General features: G+C 42.0%; 21 protein-coding genes and 1 other RNA gene. 4 read left to right on the top strand and 18 right to left on the bottom strand.

The genetic code is table 11. From position 1 onward, the window contains the following. Nucleotides 1–3: 3 nt before the first annotated feature. Nucleotides 4–1,269, top strand: coding sequence for an MFS transporter (locus BKH46_RS00365; protein WP_095224834.1), 1,266 nt, complete (start codon nucleotides 4–6; stop codon nucleotides 1,267–1,269). 28 nt (nucleotides 1,270–1,297) lie between these two features. On the opposite strand, the gene BKH46_RS00360 is transcribed toward BKH46_RS00365, so the two are convergent. Genes BKH46_RS00360 through BKH46_RS00350 form a run of 3 tightly spaced genes read right to left on the bottom strand, consistent with a single transcriptional unit; the run spans nucleotide 1,298 to nucleotide 3,317 of the window. Next, the gene (locus BKH46_RS00360; protein WP_095224833.1) at nucleotides 1,298–2,143 is read right to left on the bottom strand and encodes a bifunctional riboflavin kinase/FAD synthetase; all 846 of its coding nucleotides are present in this window, start codon (nucleotides 2,141–2,143) and stop codon (nucleotides 1,298–1,300) included. Next, entirely contained in the window at nucleotides 2,109–2,822 is a 714-nt protein-coding gene (locus BKH46_RS00355) for a TlyA family RNA methyltransferase (protein WP_095224832.1), read from the bottom strand. The genes BKH46_RS00360 and BKH46_RS00355 overlap by 35 nt, the downstream gene beginning before the upstream one ends. A gap of 3 nt (nucleotides 2,823–2,825) precedes the next feature. Then, nucleotides 2,826–3,317, bottom strand: coding sequence for a hypothetical protein (locus BKH46_RS00350; RefSeq protein ID WP_095224831.1), 492 nt, complete (start codon nucleotides 3,315–3,317; stop codon nucleotides 2,826–2,828). A gap of 92 nt (nucleotides 3,318–3,409) precedes the next feature. Between BKH46_RS00350 and BKH46_RS00345 the strand changes: the two genes are divergently transcribed. After that, complete coding sequence (locus BKH46_RS00345) at nucleotides 3,410–4,300, top strand: aspartate carbamoyltransferase catalytic subunit (RefSeq protein WP_095224830.1); 891 nt, start codon at nucleotides 3,410–3,412, stop codon at nucleotides 4,298–4,300. A 99-nt stretch (nucleotides 4,301–4,399) separates the two neighbouring features. On the opposite strand, the gene BKH46_RS00340 is transcribed toward BKH46_RS00345, so the two are convergent. Continuing rightward, the gene (locus BKH46_RS00340; RefSeq protein WP_253248262.1) at nucleotides 4,400–5,164 is read right to left on the bottom strand and encodes a DUF3943 domain-containing protein; all 765 of its coding nucleotides are present in this window, start codon (nucleotides 5,162–5,164) and stop codon (nucleotides 4,400–4,402) included. Nucleotides 5,165–5,302: 138 nt separating this feature from the next. Between BKH46_RS00340 and BKH46_RS00335 the strand changes: the two genes are divergently transcribed. Together BKH46_RS00335 and BKH46_RS00330 are read left to right on the top strand one after the other, a co-directional pair. Next, nucleotides 5,303–5,824: a YhcH/YjgK/YiaL family protein gene (locus tag BKH46_RS00335; protein ID WP_095224829.1), complete on the top strand. Its 522-nt coding sequence runs from the start codon at nucleotides 5,303–5,305 to the stop codon at nucleotides 5,822–5,824. 4 nt (nucleotides 5,825–5,828) lie between these two features. Further along, nucleotides 5,829–6,326, top strand: coding sequence for a DUF2147 domain-containing protein (locus BKH46_RS00330; protein ID WP_095224828.1), 498 nt, complete (start codon nucleotides 5,829–5,831; stop codon nucleotides 6,324–6,326). 102 nt (nucleotides 6,327–6,428) lie between these two features. On the opposite strand, the gene BKH46_RS00325 is transcribed toward BKH46_RS00330, so the two are convergent. The 14 genes from BKH46_RS00325 to tcuA form a co-directional block, all read right to left on the bottom strand. Further along, a complete protein-coding gene (locus tag BKH46_RS00325; protein WP_095224827.1) occupies nucleotides 6,429–7,454 on the bottom strand; it encodes an aspartate-semialdehyde dehydrogenase in 1,026 nt (341 codons plus the stop codon). Nucleotides 7,455–7,493: 39 nt separating this feature from the next. Then, nucleotides 7,494–8,084, bottom strand: coding sequence for an HAD-IB family hydrolase (locus tag BKH46_RS00320; protein WP_095224826.1), 591 nt, complete (start codon nucleotides 8,082–8,084; stop codon nucleotides 7,494–7,496). Then, nucleotides 8,081–9,043, bottom strand: a complete 963-nt coding sequence (locus BKH46_RS00315) for an NAD(P)-dependent oxidoreductase (RefSeq protein ID WP_095224825.1) — start codon at nucleotides 9,041–9,043, stop codon at nucleotides 8,081–8,083. Before BKH46_RS00315 ends, BKH46_RS00320 begins: the two co-directional genes overlap by 4 nt. Nucleotides 9,044–9,045: 2 nt before the next feature. Then, a complete protein-coding gene (locus BKH46_RS00310; RefSeq protein WP_095224824.1) occupies nucleotides 9,046–9,408 on the bottom strand; it encodes an SMR family transporter in 363 nt (120 codons plus the stop codon). Nucleotides 9,409–9,431: 23 nt separating this feature from the next. After that, complete coding sequence (locus tag BKH46_RS00305) at nucleotides 9,432–10,649, bottom strand: glycosyltransferase family 87 protein (RefSeq protein ID WP_095224823.1); 1,218 nt, start codon at nucleotides 10,647–10,649, stop codon at nucleotides 9,432–9,434. A 2-nt stretch (nucleotides 10,650–10,651) separates the two neighbouring features. Beyond that, on the bottom strand, nucleotides 10,652–12,316 hold the full coding sequence (locus BKH46_RS00300; RefSeq protein WP_095224822.1) for a hypothetical protein: 1,665 nt from the start codon (nucleotides 12,314–12,316) through the stop codon (nucleotides 10,652–10,654). 11 nt (nucleotides 12,317–12,327) lie between these two features. Beyond that, nucleotides 12,328–12,861 (bottom strand): hypothetical protein, encoded by a 534-nt coding sequence (locus BKH46_RS09725; protein ID WP_253248261.1) that lies wholly within the window; start codon nucleotides 12,859–12,861, stop codon nucleotides 12,328–12,330. Then, entirely contained in the window at nucleotides 12,842–13,207 is a 366-nt protein-coding gene (locus BKH46_RS09720) for a UbiA family prenyltransferase (RefSeq protein ID WP_253248260.1), read from the bottom strand. The genes BKH46_RS09725 and BKH46_RS09720 overlap by 20 nt, the downstream gene beginning before the upstream one ends. Before the next feature lie 171 nt (nucleotides 13,208–13,378). Further along, the gene (locus BKH46_RS00290) at nucleotides 13,379–15,103 is read right to left on the bottom strand and encodes a thiamine pyrophosphate-dependent enzyme (protein WP_095224821.1); all 1,725 of its coding nucleotides are present in this window, start codon (nucleotides 15,101–15,103) and stop codon (nucleotides 13,379–13,381) included. A 345-nt stretch (nucleotides 15,104–15,448) separates the two neighbouring features. Next, nucleotides 15,449–17,161, bottom strand: coding sequence for a GMC family oxidoreductase (locus tag BKH46_RS00285; RefSeq protein ID WP_095224820.1), 1,713 nt, complete (start codon nucleotides 17,159–17,161; stop codon nucleotides 15,449–15,451). Next, a complete protein-coding gene (locus BKH46_RS00280) occupies nucleotides 17,161–17,910 on the bottom strand; it encodes a gluconate 2-dehydrogenase subunit 3 family protein (RefSeq protein ID WP_095224819.1) in 750 nt (249 codons plus the stop codon). Before BKH46_RS00280 ends, BKH46_RS00285 begins: the two co-directional genes overlap by 1 nt. Nucleotides 17,911–18,197: 287 nt before the next feature. Further along, an RNA gene (gene ffs, locus BKH46_RS00275) (signal recognition particle sRNA small type) lies at nucleotides 18,198–18,295 on the bottom strand. A gap of 47 nt (nucleotides 18,296–18,342) precedes the next feature. After that, a complete protein-coding gene (gene tcuB, locus BKH46_RS00270) occupies nucleotides 18,343–19,485 on the bottom strand; it encodes a tricarballylate utilization 4Fe-4S protein TcuB (RefSeq protein WP_253248259.1) in 1,143 nt (380 codons plus the stop codon). Continuing rightward, nucleotides 19,454–20,857, bottom strand: a complete 1,404-nt coding sequence (gene tcuA, locus BKH46_RS00265; protein ID WP_095224818.1) for an FAD-dependent tricarballylate dehydrogenase TcuA — start codon at nucleotides 20,855–20,857, stop codon at nucleotides 19,454–19,456. Before tcuA ends, tcuB begins: the two co-directional genes overlap by 32 nt. Nucleotides 20,858–21,142 lie beyond the last annotated feature (285 nt).

Raw genomic sequence — 21,142 nt, 5'->3', positions numbered from 1 at the left:
TGCATGCAATCTATATGGCCCTCAAGCCCTAAGGGCAAAAAATCAATCGCGATGATTCTTTATGCAAACTTTATTGCTACTTATTGTATCTCAGGGATTGCAGGTATGTTTGTCATCAAGACACTTCCGAGTATTTTCAGAGATTCTGGTATGAGTGCTGTGCAGATTGGCTGGTTTTTGCATATTGTGCTTTTGCCTTGGTGTCTTAAAATCCTCTATACCCCCTATATACAAAACTACCGAAAAACTCCCACAAAGACCCAAACACTGATGGTTGGCGCTAATCTCGGATTGATTGTGCTTGTAGCTTTGAGCGTTTTGCTTGATTATGGCTCTGATTTTGTGATGTTTTGTCTGCTTTGTTTTTTGATACAAGTGGCTTTGAGTATCAGTGATATCACACTGAGCGCTACAGGGATTGATACACACATCACACACTATGCATACATCACAGCGATTCGCGTGATCGCTGCAGCCATAGGGGCGATATTTGGCTCTGGTATGTTTTTGCTCCTTTATGGGCATTATGGCACTCAAGTTGCCACAAGCGCTTTAGTGGGTATGATTGCTATTTTTGTGCTGCCTAGCTTTTTTATCCATAAACTAGCTTTTATCAGCTCTTTTGAGCCCGCCTCTACCTCTGCCCTTACCTCTACCTCTGTGCCCCTCAAATCCCTCAAATCAACGCTCAAAACTGCCTTAAAAGAAAATTATCATAAAATCGCCCTGATTCTCTTAGCCAATCTAGGGGCTAGGCTGGGTATGTTTATGATTGGTGTGTTTTTGGTCGATCAAAAGATTTCTTTAGAAACTCTAGGGCTTGTCTTTGGGCTCTATAGCACCTTTGCTTCCATTACTGGAGGGGTCATCGGGGCTAGATGGGGGCGGCGTTTGGGGGATAAAAAGACCTTGATGGTTTGCTTGTTTTTAGAGTGCGTAGTTTTTATCGGCTTTATTTGGGCATATCTAGGCATATCAAGCCACGCCCAAGGGATTTTAATAGGTATTTTTATCCTTGCAGTCTGTGTGCTCAATATCAAATTTGTAGCGCTCTATGCTGTGATGATGCAGTATTCTTTTGGCAAAAATAGTGCGATGGATTGGAGTATCCTTGGAGGAACAGAGGCGTTTTTAGCCATTATCTGCCCGCCTATTGGAGGGTATTTGATTGCGTTTTATGGTTTTGGAGTTTTTTTTGTATGCTGCTTGGGGGCGTCATTTTTAGCATTATTGGTATGGGGATTTTTAGGTCTCAAGGGCAAACTTTAAGAAAAAATAGAAAATAGAGGTGGGGGGGCTAGCCCGAATACCCTAAAATATGGCTTGCTTGCAAGATGTCTGCTCCGATTTGGGCTTTGAGCTTTTGGAGAGAGTCAAAGTGCTTGTTATCTCGGATTTTTTGGACAAATTCAATACCAATGTATTTTTCCTCTAAGCTAATAGCCCCACCAAGCACATGGCTTTCAATAGAAAAATTCCTATCAGTGCTCAAACGATTCCCCACAAAAGATACAGAGGGAAAAACCCTCGATTGGATATGTGTCAAGCTAGCATACACGCCATTTCCGGGCAACACAAATGCGTGCGTTTTGATATTGATAGTCGGATACAGCTCCCTTGAACCAAGATTTTGCCCTGATATGACCCTACCATAGAGTTTATAATAACGTCCCAAAAGCTTGTTTGCTAATGTCATATCCCCAAAGCCAATGAGTTCTTTGATGATACTAGAATGCAAGGGGATTTCACCGATTTTAACCTCAGGGACAATCACAACCTCCCCATCAAAAAGATTTTTGAGATCATCAGCACCATAATTTTTGTTTTTACCAAAACGGAAGTCATAGCCCACAACAATACGGCGCAAATGGGGCAATTTCTCGCACAAAAATCTGACAAACTCCCCTCCCTCCCAAGTATAAATCTCTTCAAGTGGGAGCAGATATGAGGGGTGTGCGATGAGGTTTTGACGCACTTTAAAAGGCGTGATATACTCTCCTTTGCGCCTATCAATCACAAGCACGCAGCTATTTGTATCCAAAAATTCAAACAACTTCTGATGTGCTAAATGCACCCCATCAAATTTCCCCATCGCTATGCTAGTGATTTTAGTGTTTTTCGATATAGAAAAAAAACTCTTCATTTCCTGCCTTTCCTTTGAGTGATGATTTTTGCATATTTTTGAGTTGCAAGCCCTTAGCTTCTATCTCAGCCTCAAACTCCAAACACCGCTTCTTGATAGCTTCTGCATCGAGCACCACGCCTTTTTTGCTCCTTTTAGCGCAAAGCCCCACTTCAAATTGCGGCTTAAAAAGCAAGATAAAGCACGCACTCAAAGGGATAAGAAAATCCAAAATCTTACTCAAAGAGATAAAACTCACATCACACACAAGCAAATCAAAGCTCTCTTGAGTCTGAAACTCTCGGATATCACACTGCTCAAAAAGCCTAATCCGTGGATCTTCTCTCAGTGCAGTATCTAGCTGATGACTCCCCACATCAACACAAGTCACAGCCCTCGCCCCTCTATAAAGCAGTGCTTGCGCAAAGCCCCCTGTGCTAGAGCCCACATCAAGCACAGATTTCCCTCTAACTTCTAGCTTGCTTGTTTCTAAAAACGCCCAAAGCTTCTCCCCTGCCCTGCTAGGGAACACCCTTTTGACATCAACCACAACCTCTTCTGTCCCCTCTGGAGGTATCCAAAATGCAGGCTTGCATATTATCTTCCCTCCCACATACACCCTTGCTTGCGTGATGAGCTCTTTTGCCTTTTGGCGGCTCTTGCAATAGCCTTTTTCAAGCAGATACTGATCCAGACGCATGATTTAAAACTGCATGGGGATAGCTTGATAAGCAAAATTAAAAGTGATTTTGCCCACATCATAAATATCCATCACTAGCTTTGCCTTTCTTGAAGCAAGGGGATCGAGCACATCAAAAGCCACCAAAAAAGTCCTGCTCCATTTATTAGACGCAGATAAAATCTCATCATATTCATCTTTTTTGATCTCTCGCACCCAAATAGGCGGCTTGCCAAAAAGCGTAAAACTAATCATGCCGTGATAAAACACATCTTGACGCTCACTAAAAATCTCGACAAAAAAATACTCCCGACCACCATACACAACATTATCAACCTCATTGAGATGTGTGGCTACTGCCACTACAATGGGCTTTTCATCTTTGATGATTTCACCCTTTCTGCTTGCTTGTATCTTGCGTTCTACAATCACATCAGGCTTATACCCCCCTGAATAATAGCTCACGCAGCCAGACAACAAAACAAACATACAAACAAATAAAATATTTTTATCCATCAAGAACCTATTTTTATCCAGCACAAGAGTGTTTTATGATTACTTAGGTTAAAATCATATCTGAATTTTATCACAAAAGAAATGGAACCACTATGCGCCACCTCATACAAACAACTGACTTGAGCACAGATGAAATCGATAAGATTTTATCCCAAGCCAACACTCATCTCCAAGCCAACACTCATCTCGAAGAAGAACCCCACCACACACTCAAAGGCAAAATGGCTGTCACAATATTTTTTGAAAATTCTACACGCACGCTCAGTAGCTTTGAAATCGCCCTCAAAAGACTGGGGGCAACCGTGGTGCGCCTTGATGTGAGCAAAAGCTCCACAGCAAAAGGAGAGTCTATCTCTGATACAGCAGCCAATCTCAATGCAATGAAACCCCACGCCATCATCATCAGACACAAAAACGCAGGCGCAGGAGAGCATTTAGCCAAATATGTATCTTGCCCTATCATCAATGGTGGCGATGGCGCGCACGCACACCCCACGCAAGCCCTGCTAGATCTCTTGACAATCAAAAATCATTTCAAGACCTCTTTAGTGGGTAAAAAAATCGCAATCATCGGGGATATCAAAAATTCTCGAGTGGCCAATAGCAATATCGAGCTTTTGGGGCGCTATGGTATGGAGATTATTTTGGTCGCTCCCCCGCATTTCTTGCCCTCAACGCATTTACAAACAACAGCTGACCTGAAATCTGTGCTAGGAGAAGTTGATGTGTTGATGAGCTTACGCACCCAAACAGAAAGGCACGATACCCAGACATACGGCTCACTCAAAGACTATGCTCATCATTTTTGTATCACAAAAGATATGATCAAAGACAAAAATATCATTATCCTACACCCTGGCCCTGTGCATAGAAATGTAGATATTGAAGATGAAGTCCTCAAAGACCCTCGGTGCAAGGTGCTTGAGCAAGTCACTAATGGCGTGGCTGTCCGTATGGCTGTGATGGAGCATTTTTTATTATAATCGCCCAAAACCCCTCTCCCTTGCTCTCACGCTCCTTATATAAATAGTGATAAGTGGTGCAACACAGAGCAATACCCCCCCCCCAAAGTGCTATAAATTTTAAAATCTATAGCTAAAGCCCACGCCCAAAGGTGAAGCAAATACTTGCAGTGCGTTTTGGTTTTTCACACCAAAGAGTTTGCCCACGCCCAAATCCCGCACAAGAAAGCCTATAGGATCCATCAAAGCAATCATACCAAGCCCTAAGACCCTAGAGCCAAAGAGTCTCCCCTCATTGCCTTGGATATATCGAGTCAATTGATAAAAAACTTCGCCAAATATCGACCCCATCGCAGGTGTGAATATCAGATCCTGCCAACTGGGTATCTCGACAAAAGCTTCAATGCCATATTCCCAAAAAAACGCCGAAGTCACAAAAGAAAAAAGCACAGATTCTGCCCAACTATAGCCTGCCATACGAGGTTGCATATAATACACTGCGCCAAAATATGGGTGGGCAACACCATTGAGCCAAAAATTATCATCATCAACAGCTGGCCCAATCTGAATATCTTGCAACCAACTCCTAAAGCCAAATCGCTCCCTGTCCCAATGGGTCACGCTCTCTGGCATTAAATATAGCCCTGTAACTCCGACCAAAAGCCCCACGCCCAAAATCCCTATGCTCGTGCCAAGGTATCGCCCCTTGCTGTTGGGTAGGTAATAATAGGGATTATTTGTGCGGTGGTTTGAGGGCTTCAAACTAGATGGAGGCAAATAAGAGTGATGTGTCTGCCCCCCTCTGAGGGTATCTTCTAGTTGCGTGCCAAATAACATTGTAGCCATACAAATGGCAAACAAAAATCTAGCGATACTCAAATCCATTCTCCTAAACTATATACCATAACTGCATATCTTCCAAAATCTTGCTCTCATTTTATTGCATTAGTTTAAATGATTGCATATGCAAGTATTTAAACTAAACTGATACAATACAACACGAAATACAACAAGGGGGGACAAATGGCACTCATCGGGAAGCTCCAGACCTTCAATCACGCACTCCAAGCAAATCCAAACCTTAAAGCCTTGCAAACTTATCTCAACGCTGCAAGCTCTATAGATACTCCCATATATCGGCGCATACTAGACACTCCTTTGGGGCTTGAGCGTAAGTTTGACCTTGGTGGAGGGCTGCAAGCCATTGAGCAAAGCTATTCATGCAAAGACCCCAAAAATGCCTTTTATGAAAGCCATAAAATTTATGTCGATTTCCAGCTAGTCGTATCAGGAGAAGAGATTTTTGAAGTGGGCGACCCCTTAGATTTCAAAATCAAAACCCCCTATGATACCCAAAAAGACCTCATCATCTACCATCAAAGCCCTCAAACCTCTAAATTCCTCTTATCTAGTGGTATGCTCGCTATATTTTTTGACACTGACATACACGCTGGAGGGCTCAAAAAAGAGGGGCAAGAAGTGACATCTCCAATATTTAAAACCGTTATTAAAGTCCCTAAAAACCTCATTGACTTGCGATTTTAATCCCATGAAATCCCTTGTTTTTATGATATGTGTCAGTATTTTTGCCTATGCCCAAAAACTAGAGGGGCTGTATCAAACAGAGTCTTTTTTGTATATCCAAAGCTCTTTAGTGGAGTTTTTTAAATTTCAAGGCAAATACTATGCTTATGCCATCGCTAATACCAATGGCTCCCCTGCCCAAAAAGACACGCACAACCCCAACCCAGCCCTAAGGAATCGCACCGATAAGGGCGTGGTCTTTTTATATGACCTCAAGCAAACCTCGCCCTCCACCTATGAGCAAGGCAGAGTCTATAATTTCTATGATGGCAGAACTTATTATGTCCATATCCATCAAAAGAAAAATGGAGATTTGAGCTTTTTTGTCAGCTTGTATCAAGGCGGGATTATCGGGAAAAGCTTCTTATGGAAACATATCAATGAAGACTATCTGCAAAAACACCACATCACAAAGCCTGATTTTAACAATGTGCTCAAAAGCCTATCACAAATCAATCCTTAAACCCCCACGCCCTTTTAGCTCTTAATTTTTAGTTTTTGCCCCCTAGCTCCTAGCCTTTAGTTTTTTGACTTTTTGGCTCTTTTAAATGGGCTTTAAGAGTGCTTAGCGGTGGAGTTTTATCCATTTTTGTGCAATCCGCACAGCATTTGTCGCTGCGCCCACGCGAATCTGATCGGCCACGCACCATAAATGCAAGATTTTTTTGTCATAGAGGTCATTGCGGATTCTGCCTACATAAGTTGTATCTGTAGCTGTAGCTAGAGTGGGCATTGGATATAGCTTCTCTTGTGGATTATCGACTACGATAACATTAGGGGCTTTTTTGAGTAGCTCTCTGGCTTCTTTTGCCTCCACTTCTTTGCAGAAATGTATCGTGATTGCCTCACTATGGCTTCTCAGCACAGGGACACGCACACAAGTAGCACTCAAAGCAAAATCACTATGGAGGATTTTATTGCTCTCTTGGAGCATTTTCATCTCTTCTTTTGTGTAATCATTGGGCATGAATTGATCGATATGGGGGATCAAATTGAGCGCGATACGATGGGGAAAGGCTCTAGGTTCAGCGCTATCAAGACTAAAGGCAAAAAACTGCTGCATTTGCTCAACAAGCTCTTCCATTCCCTTTTTGCCCGCCCCACTGACAGCTTGATAAGTGCTCACATCAACCCGTTCAATACCAAAGACACGATGCAAGGGCGCTAAAACTTGCACCATTTGGATTGTCGAGCAATTAGGATTGGCGATAATCCCTCTTTGCTTCCATAGGGCTATATCCTCAGGATTGACCTCAGGGACGACTAAAGGGACATCTGCTTGCATGCGAAAATGGCTTGTATTATCGATCACCACAGCCCCAGCTTCCACAGCAGAGGGTGCAAACTCCGCACTCACGCTCCCCCCTGCTGAAAAAAACGCTATCTCAATGCCCTCTTTGGCAAACACATCATGTGTTGTTTCTAAAATCTTATACACACCACCACAAGCTTCTATCTCTTGCCCCATACTCCGAGCACTCGCTAGAGGGACAAGCTTTTTGATAGGGAAATCTTGCTCTTCTAAGACCTTAAAGAGCTCTTCACCCACTGCACCACTAGCCCCCACAACTCCCACAACATATTTTTTCATTTCTCGCCCCTTGATGGATTTAAATCTTGTGATTATACATTATTTAAAATTTCTATAAAATCTATTTTCTTCTCTTGTCAGTGCTAACATCTCTCTATCACCCTTGCTATCGCCATAAACATAGATTTCTGCATATTGTGTGAGATCAAATTTTTCTCTAATCCGCACAACCTTTTGCGCTCCATAGCAATTAAGCCCCTCAAACGCCCCACTCAAGAGACCATCTAAGACTTCTAGCCTTGTGCCAATACAGCCCACTCCCAAACGCGCACACAAAGGCAAAAGATAATTCTCAAAACTCGCAGATACCACCACAACCTCATCACCACGACTCTGATGATAGCGCAAAGCCATCAAAGCAGAATCCTTTAAAATCCCCTCCAAAAAGGGCAGAAATTCCTCACATTTTTGCGTGAATAGCTCCTGTGTATATCCTGCAAAAAAATATCGGCTCAATCGCTCCTTAGCATATGCATTACTCACAATCCCTAGCATATATCCGAGCAAAATCAGAAAATGCCTGCCTATGCCTTGATAAAACCTCTTCTTACCCACCAAAAATTTCACAAACAGCAACAAGCTGTCTTTTTGACTCATCGTCCCATCAAAATCAAAAAAAGCAATATTCATCGCCCGCTCTTTTGTGCCTTGTATTCTCTATAAGCCTCTATGAGCATATCTTTATCTGCATACACAGGGTTCCAACCCAGCATTGCTTGTGTGTGAGAAATATCAAGAATATATTCTCTATCAGCGATTTGATACTGCTCAGCATACATCAGCTCAAGACCTAGCTTGCCTAAAAAACCTAAGGTCTTTTTGAGTGTATATGCGTGCGTGGGGATTAGAATCGAGCGAGAATTAATGTCTTTTATCAGCTCTGCAAGCAAGGTCTTAATCGGAGGGGGGCAAGCACTCCCGAGATTGAACTCTGAATTAGGCAGTCCCTTTTGGATTGAGAGTAAAATCGCTTGGGCACAATCAAGCACACTCACCATCTGATAGCAATTCTCTCCTTTGCCAATCAATGGAACAGGGAGATTCTTATCCATCAAGGCAAATAGCTTACTCAAGATACCAAATCGCCCCCTCCCCACTATCATACGAGGTCTGAAGATACTAATCTGAAAGCCCTTTTCGCGATAACTCTGAGAGATTCTCTCACTCTCTAGCTTGCTTTTTCCATAAAAGCCAAAAGGATTTTTAGGGTGCATGAGATCAATCGGCAGATACATAGGTTTCCCATAGACCATATCCGTGCTTACATACACCATTTGATAGCAACCATGCCTTGCCATCACTTGCAAAAGCCGCTCTGTGCCTGTTACATTTAAAGTATCAAAATATTCCTTTCTCTTGTATCTAGGAGGTTTTTGGTGGTATTGTCTGGCTGCTAGATGGATGATAATATCTTTAGGAGTGAGGGCAAAATCAAAATCTTGAGTCAAATCGATTGGAAAAAACTTTGCTTGAGAGTTGGCCTTAGGGGGCGCAATATCAAGATTGAACACTTCAAAGCCTTCTTGAATCAGCAAATCAATCACATACCCGCCCAAAAACCCACTACCACCGACAACCACACAACGCATCACTACCCCCTTGCCATACTCAAAAACACAAGCCCTGCACCAATAAGAACAATCCCTATGATTTTATACACATCTAATGGCTCACCAAATATCCAATAAGCCAGCACCAAAGTCAAGACAAAGCCTAAGCCCAAAAATGGATATGCCACGCTCACATTGACCTTAGACAAAACCACCATCCAAGTCAGCACACTCACACCATAGCAAAAAAGCCCTGCCCACAGATACGCACTCCCTAGGGCTTTTAAAACAAATGCTATATCCAAATGCAGCTCCCCTAGCGTGAGCATTCCTTTTTTGATAAAAAGCTGCGCAAAGGCATTGAGTGCTACAGAAAGCACAATCAGTGGTATAAATGGAATCATCTCAAATCCTCCTTTGTCTTTTTCTATCTCGCAACACTGTGGTTTTTACACCCTCTATGGGCAAAAAGCAGACCAAAAGCCCCTATAATCAAGGTCATAGATACGATTGTAGTGAACGGGATACCCATATTCATAGACCAAAACAGCTCTTGGGGCATATGCAACAATGCCTTAAAATCAGCCCGCATAAACAGCCGATTGCCATACCAAAAAAACACGCTCAAGCCCACAAGATAGAGCAGCCAAAAGTTTTTTGCCCGCAAAACATCTTTTGCAATCAAAATAGCTATGAATAACATATAGTGGTCATATCCTAGATGGTATAGTGTCCCCAGCGACAAGAGCAGCGAAGAACTGACCCATAAGCTGTTGGGGGGGGGGGCATATAACACTCTGCTGATATAAACCACATAAAGCCCGATGATCGCCCATAAAAATGGATTAGAAATAAAAAATAAATTTTTACCAAATATCAGCCGCGATAGACTCATCAAATCAGCAGGCCCAATCGGAGTTGCTGATGTAGAAACTTGAGGCATTAATAGCAAAGTCTGCAGCACGCCCATATCAAAATGCCAAGCAAAAAGCAATACAAAAGCTAGATTGATACAACCTGCAAGGAGCACTTCTCGATAATACCCCGCAAGGAAAAACGCCAAAAACAAAGGGATACCAAAGGTATATTTGACAAAAATCACGCTCAAAGCAAGGGTCAAAATCCACGGATTCTTGCGATAACAATACGCCACAGAAATCAAAAAGCCCAAAATCATACCAATCTGACCATTTCTAAAAATATTCCCAAAGGGATAACCCCCTAAAAATACAATCGCCAAGGATAATACAAACGCTAAAGGGAGCTTGTGCTTATAAAACACCCATAAAGTCCCAAAAAAGCAAGCAAAATTAAGGATTGCAAAAGCCATCTTTGCGCCTTGAAAATCTAGCAAAGCCAAAGGATACATCAGCACATAAAGCATTGGGGCATAGTTAGGGCCTTGTGATAAAAATGTATCACCATTGAGATATGCTATGTAAGGATTGATCGACTCTACAAAACTCCCCAATCCCCAAAACTGCCTAGCAGGATACCACTGCATATCTTCACTACAGCCCATCGCTTCTTGATAGCCCAAATATCCATACCGCACAATAGCAATAGCAAAAATAATGAAAAACACCCATTTGTATTTTTCAAAAATATGCAAATAAAAATTCTTTAATGTTTCTAAAAATCCCACAGCTACTCCTTGATGGTTGATTTTGCCCCTTTTATAGGCAAGTCTTTGACATAAATAATAAAATGCTCGCTTTGAGCGACCTTTTTGAAGCCATAAGCACCTTTTTCTAGGGCTGCTATTGTCTGCAAGCTCAAAGCAAGGTCTTTAGAAATTTGTGTATGCTTGGCATAAAAGCCCCCTTGCCTTGAGAGGACAATCACATCAATGGGAGTAAAATAAGCAAGATTCTTTGAGTGCGATCGTTCAAGAAAGGCTTGGGGTGAAAGCATATCGGGTGAAATCCTGCCAAAAATCTGATGGATATTTTTATAGCTAAGCCCTAGCTCTTCATAGCCAAACGAGGGAAAATCGCTCAATATCGCAACGCCCCTACCCTCTGCATGCAGCTCTTGGACAATGGGTCTTAACATATGCAATAGCTCCGCACTTTGTGCATATAGCCCTGATAAATCTTGATTGTATTTTTTAAACACAGACACATAGCTATGATTTACCCCCCCCCCCCCGACCTGCAATAAAAGCAAAGGTATCAAGAGGTATCGGGATTTTTTTGAACCACACAGCCAAAAAACAAGAAGCAGCACGCCCAAATAAATCGTGCTCAAATAATAAATACTCCAAGCCTTATTGACAGCAAAAAGCAGATAAACCAAACTCACCAAAAACCCCACACTCACCACGACAAAAAACTCCATTTGCCCCAATCTCTGGTCTTTGCACGCTCTTTTTGGGTATTTTTGTGCCTGCAAATACACAAACTTCCCTAAAATAAATCCCCCCAAAACAATCACAAACAAAAAAACCACATTTTCAAAATAATAAAAATCGATCACACCAAAAATTTTCTCTCCCAAAGAAACAGAGGTATAAGCACCGTGATTGGTCGCATTTGAGCGCATATTGAGTATAAACATATCCCACCACGCAGCAAATCCACGAGGGTGGAACAGATATGGGTTTGTCAAAAGCCAAAGCAAAAGAGTGCTCGCAGTGATACCCAAACATTGCTTGAGTGCAAAGTGCAACGCTGCCTTATTTCTATAAACACAAAAAGGCATACAAGCATACATATAAAACAAAGGGAAAAACATCACTGCCTGAAATTTCGCTATGCCTACTGAGAGCCCAAAGACAAAAATCCCTCCATAATAGAATTTGCCAAAATCAAAACGATCCCTTGCTAAGAGATACACACTCACCAAAAGCAAAAGTGCTTGCAACACATCGGGTTTGAGCATATAGCCCATAGCCCAAAATCCCCCCATCAAGCCCACCATTAGCACAATCCCATACGCATAAACTGCACTCAAATAAAGCCTGCAAAATCGATACACCACCAACAAGCACAACACACTCAATAGCCCATTGAGTAATCTGGGCATATAAATAGCCATTTCTGTGTGATGGAGCATATGAAAAGGAGCGATGACTAAGAGATTGAGCACATACCACCCAAAGCCATAGTTATAAAATTCAAAGCGAAAAATCTTTTCAATATCAAGATGTAAAAAGCCCTCATACATATGCTGCCATTGATGGAACTGGGGCAATTCATCTCCACTTGTAGCGCCTAAAAATTGTATATCCAAATATCGATAATCCATATACGCAAACACGCCCAAACAAAGGAGCATGACAACATAAATCACCCTATCTTTCCACGCCATCTTCTCACACCTTACACATACATCAAAATCAGCAAAAAGACAAGCCAGCACAAAATCACCACTTGCAAAAACCTATCCTTTAAAACGATTTTACTCGGACTCCCACTTCTGTTTTCCACAAAAGTAATCTGCATATACCTAAATATCCCTGCAAGCACAAACACGCTGCTTAGATACAAATAATCACTATGCAATCGCTCTCTCACCTCCAAAGAAATGCTCCAAAAAATATACGCAAGCATTACAATAGAAGCACTGATAGCCATTGCAATATCTAAAAATTGCTTGTTGTAGCCATCGATGACTTTACGCATTTTAACCCCGCCTGATTCTTGCAAAATCACATCATCGCGCCTTTTAGCAAGGGCTAAAAAAAGTGCGAGCAAAAAAGTCATGATAATAATCCACTCTGAAAGCACAACACCCCCTGCAAATGCCCCAACAAACAAGCGCACATCAAAGCCCGCAGCGATGATAAAAATATCTAAAATAGGGATATGCTTGAGTTTGAGCGTATAGAGGATATTAAGGACGATATAAATCAATAAGCAAAGAATAATTGGGGGGGGGGGGAATCAAGACCCAAGCACCCACTAGCCCCAAACACAAAAGAATCAAGGCAACAAAAAGTGCCATACGCACAGATATTTTACCTGCAGCGATGGGGCGTTTGGCTTTAGTTGGGTGGATTTTATCCAGTGGTGCATCAATCACATCATTGAAGATATAAACAGCGCTCGCACACAAGCTAAAACACACAAATGCCACCAAAGTATCGAGCAAAATCGGCAAATCAAAAATCTTAAAACTAAAAAATACAGGCAAGAAAATAAAAAGATTTTTTACATATTGGTGGATACGCATTAAATGAAAGATATGTATGAGCTGCAATCAAACTCCATTAAATAATTGGATAATTGGATAATTTTTCAAAAGCAATCATATCCAATCCAAACTTAATCTTTCACCCCACTATTTAAAGTCCCCTCTCTCTATCACCAAAAAGCCAAGAGAGCGCATATCTAGCCAAGAGAGCTTGGGATTTGAAAAAATTTGAAAAAATCAGAGGATATTTTTAATATTATTGATATTTGTTTTCAGCATATCTTCGACATCTCCTGCCCTCCCTGCTAACAAGGCTTTAGCAGAATACAAAGAAAAATGTGCCACTTCGCTCAGATTGACCCTAGGGGGCATGATTAATTCTTTAGAATTGACAACAACATCTAAAAGTGCGGGCTTATTGGAGTGCATGAGTTTCTCCACGCACCCCTCAAGCTCTGCAGAACTCTCCACGCGCCACGCATCAAAGCCCATCATCGCAGCGACTTTAGCAAAAGAGGGATTTTTCAAATCCGTATAATTATCCAAAAGCCCCTCAACTTTCTGCTCTAACTCCACAAAATTCAAAGATGAATTATTAAAAACCACCACCTTGATAGCGAGATTTTCTTGAATAGCTGTCAAAAGATCGCCCAAAAGCATTGCCAACCCACCATCTCCAGAAAAAGAAATGACCTCTCTTGATGGGCAAGCCTTTTTAAGCCCTAAAGCCATAGGCATTGCATTTGCCATTGTCCCGTGCAAAAGAGAGGTAAAAAATCTCCGTCCCTTTTTCCCCTTTAAATAGCGCAGTGCCCAAAGCATTGGCGAACCACCATCAGCACTGAAAAGCGCATCATCGGCTGCATATTTATCAATCATCGCACTCAAGGCTTGCGGGTGTATCAAATCCCCTGATATTTCTATGTCTTTGAGTAGCTTTTTTTCTACTTGAGCTTTAGTCTGCAAACAAGTATCCAAAAACTCCCTATCCTCCCTCTCTTCGATAGCTGCAAGGAGTTTTTCTAAAGTATGCTTCACGCGCCCTAGCACACCAAGCTCCACATCGCAGCGACGCCCTAGATGGCTTGGGTCTTCATCGACTTGGATAATCCTAGCTTTTTGGGGATAAAATTGCCGCCAAGCCATATCTGAGCCCAACACCAATAAAGTATCGCATTCGTTCATCATATCAAAGCCCGATTTCAAGCCCACCAAACCTGTCATACCCATATTATAGGGATTGTCATATTCGACAAAGTCCTTAGAGCGCGCACTATGGGCAATGGGAGCTTTGAGCTTTTGTGCTAAGGCAACTAGCTCATCGTGGGCATCTTCTACCCCTGCTCCTGCATAGATAGCGACCTTTTTGCCTGCTTTTAAAATCTCTGCCATTTGTGCGATTTCATCTCCATTGGGATAAAAAATCGGCTTGGGCGTATGCACCTTCATATTGGGGTCATAGGTAGCAGTCTGCACACTCATATTCACAGGCATAATCACAACAGCCACGCCTTTTTTATTGATCGCATTTTGCAAGGCCATTGTAACAATCTGCTGGGCTTGTGAGGGTGCGAGAATCTGCTCACAATACACACAAAAGCTGCCATAAATTGCTTTAAAATCCACTTCTTGGGGGAAGTTAGTCCCTAGATGTGGCGTTTCTAGCTGGCTCGCTATTAAAACCACAGGTGCACGATTACGTCCTGCGTCCATCAATGAATTGATAAAATGCAGACTGCCTGGACCACAAGAGCCCGCACAAGCTACAGGTCTTTGGGTAATCAACGCATCAGCCCCTGCTGCAAAGCCGCCTGCTTCTTCGTGGCGCATATGCACCCATTGAATATTTTGATTGTGATAAATCGCGTCAGTAAAATGATTGAGCGTATCCCCAACAATCCCATAACATCTCTGCACGCCTGCTTGCACCAAAGTTTCTACAATGATTTCTGCTACCTTCATATATTCTCCTTTTTCCATCAATTTATTTAAATATATTTTATTCTAATGAAATAATATTAATAAATATAAACTTTTTAATATATAAAAATTATCATAAAATAAATTTTTTATTTTATACCATTTCTGTGGTGGCGTGATAGTGTGATGGTTGAGTGTGTTGAGTATGATAGTAGTGCAAAATCCCCCTCCCTTTTTTTCTTTTTGACCCCCTCCCTCCTTTTTTACTTGCTTGCTTGCGTTGATAAAAGAAAAAAGAGAGGGGAAGAGAGAGCAATTCAAAAGGCTAGCAAGAAAAGCTAGCCCAAAAGAAAATAAAAGAGAGAGTAAGAGAGCAAAAATGGGAGCTTATGCGAGCTTGCCACCATTTTTATGGTATTTGATGATACCCTCAGCACATCGATAAGCCAGCGCCCCAACAGTGGCAGTTGGATTATAACCACTATTGTGTGCGAAATTCCCCGCACCAACAACAAAAAGATTTGCGACATCCCAATGCTGCAAATAATTATTGACCACACTGATTGCGGGGTCATCGCCCATTGTTGTCCCACCAACATTGTGCGTTGATTGATAAGGCACGATACTATAATCAGTGATTTGAGGCACTGAAAGAATAGATTTGGGATTGAGCTCTTTAGCAATGGCCTGTGTTTTTTGCGTGATGAATTTATATAAGGCTCGGTCTTGGTCAGTAAAGTTATAAGTCATACGCAATAAGGGCAGTCCATAGGCGTCTTTATAAACAGGGTCTAAGTCGAGATAATTTTGGAAATGTGGCATACTCGCCCCTTGCCCGCCGATCTCAAATGTCCGTGTGTAGTAATAAAGTGAAGCTTTTTTGAAGGCACTCCCCCAAGATGGCGTCCCACTCGGCACAGGATTGCTAGCAATCGGTCTTGCACCACTTTGCACGGTATAAATAAGCCCTCCGTGGATAAAATCTAGCCCTGAGTGGTCAAAATTATCACCATTGAAATCATCGATATTTGTCCCCAAAGCCCCTGCGCCCATAAAAACATTGAACTGCTTATCAAAAAACGCCATTGTCCCAGGGTTGAGCTGATAGCAGTAGTTTTTACCCAAAGTTCCCTTTCTGCTTACGGGGTCATATTGTGTGCCAATCTTTGATACCATCAATAACTTCGCATTATTGAGCACAAAGCTAGAGAGCACGACAACATCAGCAGGCTGGATATACTCTTCAAGTGTGCGTGTATCGACATACTTCACACCTGTAACCTTATCGCCTTTTTTGAGAATCTCAACAACATTAGCGTGGTTTCTGATCTCATAGCGCCCTGTTTTGAGTGCTGTGGGAATGACTGTAACAATTGGGCTTGCCTTTGCTCCATATTCGCAGCCAAATCGCTCACAAAACGCACAATATTGGCAAGGGTTGAGCGTTTCACCATCGGGATTGGTGTAGCTTTGAGAGCTATTGGCTGCAGGCATGCGATATGGGTGGTATTTCATTTTTTTAGTGACTTCTTCAAACATATGCAACACAGGTGTATCGCTCAAAGGAGGATTGGGATAAGGACTGCTTCTTTTGCCCTCAAAAGGGTTTTTAGCCTCTCCAGAAATCCCCGCAGTCTTTTCAAATCGATCAAAATACGGCTCCATCTCATCATAAGTGATACCCCAATCTTGGAGGAGATAGTCTTTTGAAAGTTTATTTTTGCCATAACGTTTTTCTGTCATTGTCTTGATTTCAAAATCATAAGGGAAAAACCGATATGTCCAGCCGTTCCAATGCACGCCCGCACCACCAAGCCCATTACCTAGCAAAAACGAGCCCATTTTTCTCATCGGTAGCGCTGTTTGTTTGGGGTTGTTTCTGAAAGTTACACTTTCTTTAGAAAGGTCTTGCATCAAGCCATAATTGATAGCATAGCGGTATTCATCGTGGATTTCAGCAAAATCCTCAGTCCCCCTCGCTCCTCCTCGCTCCAATCCCACTACATGCAGCCCAGCTTTCGTGCATTCTGCAGCGACGATACCACCAGTCCAGCCCGCACCCACGGTCACCACATCAACTTTTTTCAATACCTTTGCCATCACATACCTCCTTCCATATCTGATAGGGACATTGGGGGAATCTTTTGAAATTTCTCATCAGTGATAAATGCCAGATAAGACATCTGTGCACCGGGAAATTCCTTCATTTTCCAGCCCTTCATACCATCATTGCCGCTATAAATAGGATCTGCATAGACCCCACATAAAGTCATCTCACGCAAAAGCGAAAAGAAATAACTCGCCTCCACTCCCTCCATAGCGACCTTATCTGCTTCAAAGTCATGCAAAATTTTATCTTGCTCTTTTGGGTTAAGATCAGGGAAATTTTTCTTAAATCTTTTCTTGGACTCTCTTTGGATACAATGCACACCCTCCAAAAAAATCTCCTGACGGATCATCGGTGTTTGGTAGCCTTGTGTGGGTTCGCCCTTTGAAAAAGGCCCTTGCATATACTCTCTGATATTATTCCCATATGCCCCAGCAAGCTGATTATCGATAAAATAAGGCACACCCAGTGCAATACTCCCCTCCCCTAACTCATCAGCAGGAAAAATCCGTTCTGTCGCTGCTGAGAGCACTTGAAAATCTTCATCTTTGGTAAAAAACATACGCCCTCTGGCTTGTCTGTATTTTTCTGTATTTGTGCTATCCTTAGATTTTGGGGTGGGATTTGTGCTGTGCTTGTGCTCTGCAGCATTGCCCATCACACCACTCCCTAGCACAGCGGTGGCTACAAATGTAGAAGTTTTTAAAAAACTCCTACGAGTTATTTTGTTTTCGTGTTCCATTATTTTTATTCCTTTAATAGTTTGATACAAAGTAATGCAATCAATTCTACTTTTTATAAAATAAATATTAAATAAAAATAAAATTATCTAAAATCAAATTTGTTTCAAAAATAAACAAAAAAGCAAATAGAAAACAAAAGACAAAATGGTTTTAGGGGATCAGCGAGATTTAATAAAAATATAAAAATATAAGGTTATAAAGTTGCGAGAGTTATAGAGATATGAGAGATAAAAGTAAGGAGAAATACAAGGACAAAGTGAGAAAAAAGTGAGAAAAAAATTGAAACCCCTTCCCAGATGACTAAGGCACACCACAAGCTAAGCTGCTCTGCTGTGTTCCCACCCTGAAGCATTGTCCTAGCCTATGATTGCATAGGTCTGAAAAGGAGCGAGGGTATTTTATATCGATTGGACTTAAAGTTTTGTAAAATCTCAGGCCTTTTTGGATTCTAAGGCGTATAAAATCAAAGCCCCCAAGCGATAAAACCCGTGGATAAACTTCCCATAAGGCATCATCACAAACAACGCAAGCACTACGCTCAAATGGAAGACCACTAAAAGCGCTAAAGCTTGTGAATCCCTTAAAAGCATCAATACAAGCCCACTGAGTGCAGCGATAAACAGACCAAAAATAAAAGCATAATCCATTCCGAGCGTTTTGAGCGATTTGGGAGTTTTATCCGCGATTATCTTCAAGACAAAAAGCCCCAAAGTCCCCACACACAGAGATATTCCCCCAAAAGTCCCAAATAATTTAGGCAGACTCAAAAAATCATAAGGCGCACGCAAATGCAAACAATGCGCATAAAAAGCCCCCAATGATGTAGCAACAAAACAAGCCAAAAAGCCATAAAAAGTAAAATGATGGAATATTTTTCGGATATTTGAGCGTCTATCTTTGGGATAGGTGCAGCCATCATTATCGTGCCCGCCTAGATATTTGAGCGAAAAAGCATCAAAAAGCCCTTGAGTGAGCGCGGGAAAAGTGATGGACTCATTAGGTGTGATGTATATCAAAAAGCGCACAAACCCCACCCCCAAAGCACACAGCACAAAAATCCCCACGACACTAAACACTCCTACCATCAGCCCATATGGGATCACTTGATAAAAATCACCTGCAAAATCTAAAGAAAAAAGCTCCCCTTGATGGAGGGCAGAAGCTAGCAAAAATAGAACAAAAATAGAAACAATCAATGCAATAAAAGCAAAAAAGCCATTTTTTTCAAACACTCTGCTAGCCCAAGTGGGATAAGCAAATTTCTGATAACTCAAAGCGCGTATATCACCGAGCTGTGCGGGGATATTGACATCAAATGTATGCGGGGGTGCGTATTGACAAGCATAAAAGCACTCCCCACACTGATGGCATAAATTAGCCAGATAATCAATATCGCGCACATCAAAATCCCTCCTTTGCTCCATAGCAGGGAAAACAGCACAAAATCCCTCGCAATAACGGCACGAATTACACACAACACAAGATTGTTTTGCTATGGTATATAAACGATTGATTTCTTGAGTTTTCTCCATCTTATCCATCTTAAAAGCTCCTTTGAAGTGATTTTGCTGCATTGGTGCCTGCTATCCTGCCAAACACCGAACCTATCGACATTCCAAACCCCGCTACATAGCCTTGAGTGAGGATATTCCCCGCCATAATCTCCCCTGCTGCAAAAAGATTAGCACACACGCCTCCATCTGCTTGGACAACTTGCGCATCTTTAGTGACTTTCACTCCCAAATAAGTAAAAGTCACTCCGGGGGCTAGGGGATAGCAATAAAAAGGTGGTGTATCGATGGCTTGCGCCCAATGGCTTTTGGGTATCTCTAGCCCTTGTGTTCTGCAGTCATCTAAAATCGTATGGTCAAACCGACCTGACACTAAAGCATTGTTAAAATCTCTTATGGTTTTTTCTAAGATTATGGGAGGAAGCCCTAATATTTTAGCAAGCTCTTTGATACTTGGGGCAATGATGGGAGGGAATAAAGAGGGCATATATTTGTCTAGGACTTTTTTATCTGTGATCGAATAAGCTATTTGCTCGGGCTGATTGGCTACTAATCGCCCCCAAATCGCATATCTCTTGGGCCAAAAATCCTCACCTTCATCATAAAATCTCACGCCATTTTTATTGACCACAATACCCAAAGACACGCAATCCACTCGAGAAACAATCCCTCCATCATATTTTGGTGCACGCGCATCAACAGCCACCATATGCCCTTGCGTGGGATCTCCGATAATCATAGCTCTAGCTTTTTGCAAGGCTTGGAGCATTTGCCCTTGGTTGTATCGCGTCCCACGAATCAAAAAATTATCTGCCTTCTCGCCCCACGCTTCCTTGAGCCATTTTAGATTGGATTCAAAGCCCCCAGAAGCGATCACATAAGCCTTGGCTTTGATTTTCTTATTCTGGAGGGTTTTTTTATCTTTGGCTAAAACATACAGACAATATCGGTCTTGTATGCATAAATCTAGCGCTTCATATTCATAGGCTATCTGGATACCCAGCTCCTCGGCTTTATGGTAATAGGCATTGAGTAAAGCCTTGCCCCCACCTAAGAAAAAGGCATTTGTCCGCCCCAACTGCAAAGTCCCGCCCAAACTAGGCTGGAATCGCACGCCATAAGATTTTGCCCACGCAATCACTTCAGGGGTTTGCGCGATCACAAAACGTGCGTATTCTTCATTGGTCTGCCCACCTGTCACCTTATAAACATCTTCATAAAATTCATCTTCACTATAGCACCCACTCAAAACATCAGTAGGCTCTGTATGCATTGAGCGCAAGTTTCTAGTGTGCTGCGAATTCCCCCCGCGCCAAAGCTTGGGCGCACTCTCTAAAACAAGCACACTTTTGCCCTGCTCTCTTGCTGATAGGGCTGCACAAAGGGCTGCGTTCCCACCTCCTATAACCAAAACATCACAATCAAAATTCTCCATAACTCCTACCTCTGTCCTTTAAAAATCAATCACTCCACTCACACACTCAAAGATTAATATTTTTTAGCTTAATGTATTCTTTTGTATTCAATATAAAAATATAAAAATTTCAGTATCCATAAAAGCACCACAACCACCACCCATCAAATCAGACAAAACAACACTCAAAGCAAGAGAAAAAATAGAGAGCAAAAGGGAGAATCAAGAAAAAACAGAATTCAAGGGGGCGAAAAAAAGGGGGGGGGGCAAGCGAGCAAAGAGGGCGAGGGGCAAATCATCAAATCA

Source organism: Helicobacter sp. 12S02634-8, assembly GCF_002272865.1.
Lineage (GTDB): Bacteria > Campylobacterota > Campylobacteria > Campylobacterales > Helicobacteraceae > Helicobacter_J.
Note: the sequence above shows the minus strand (reverse complement) of the source record. Positions and strands in the feature narration are given on the sequence as shown.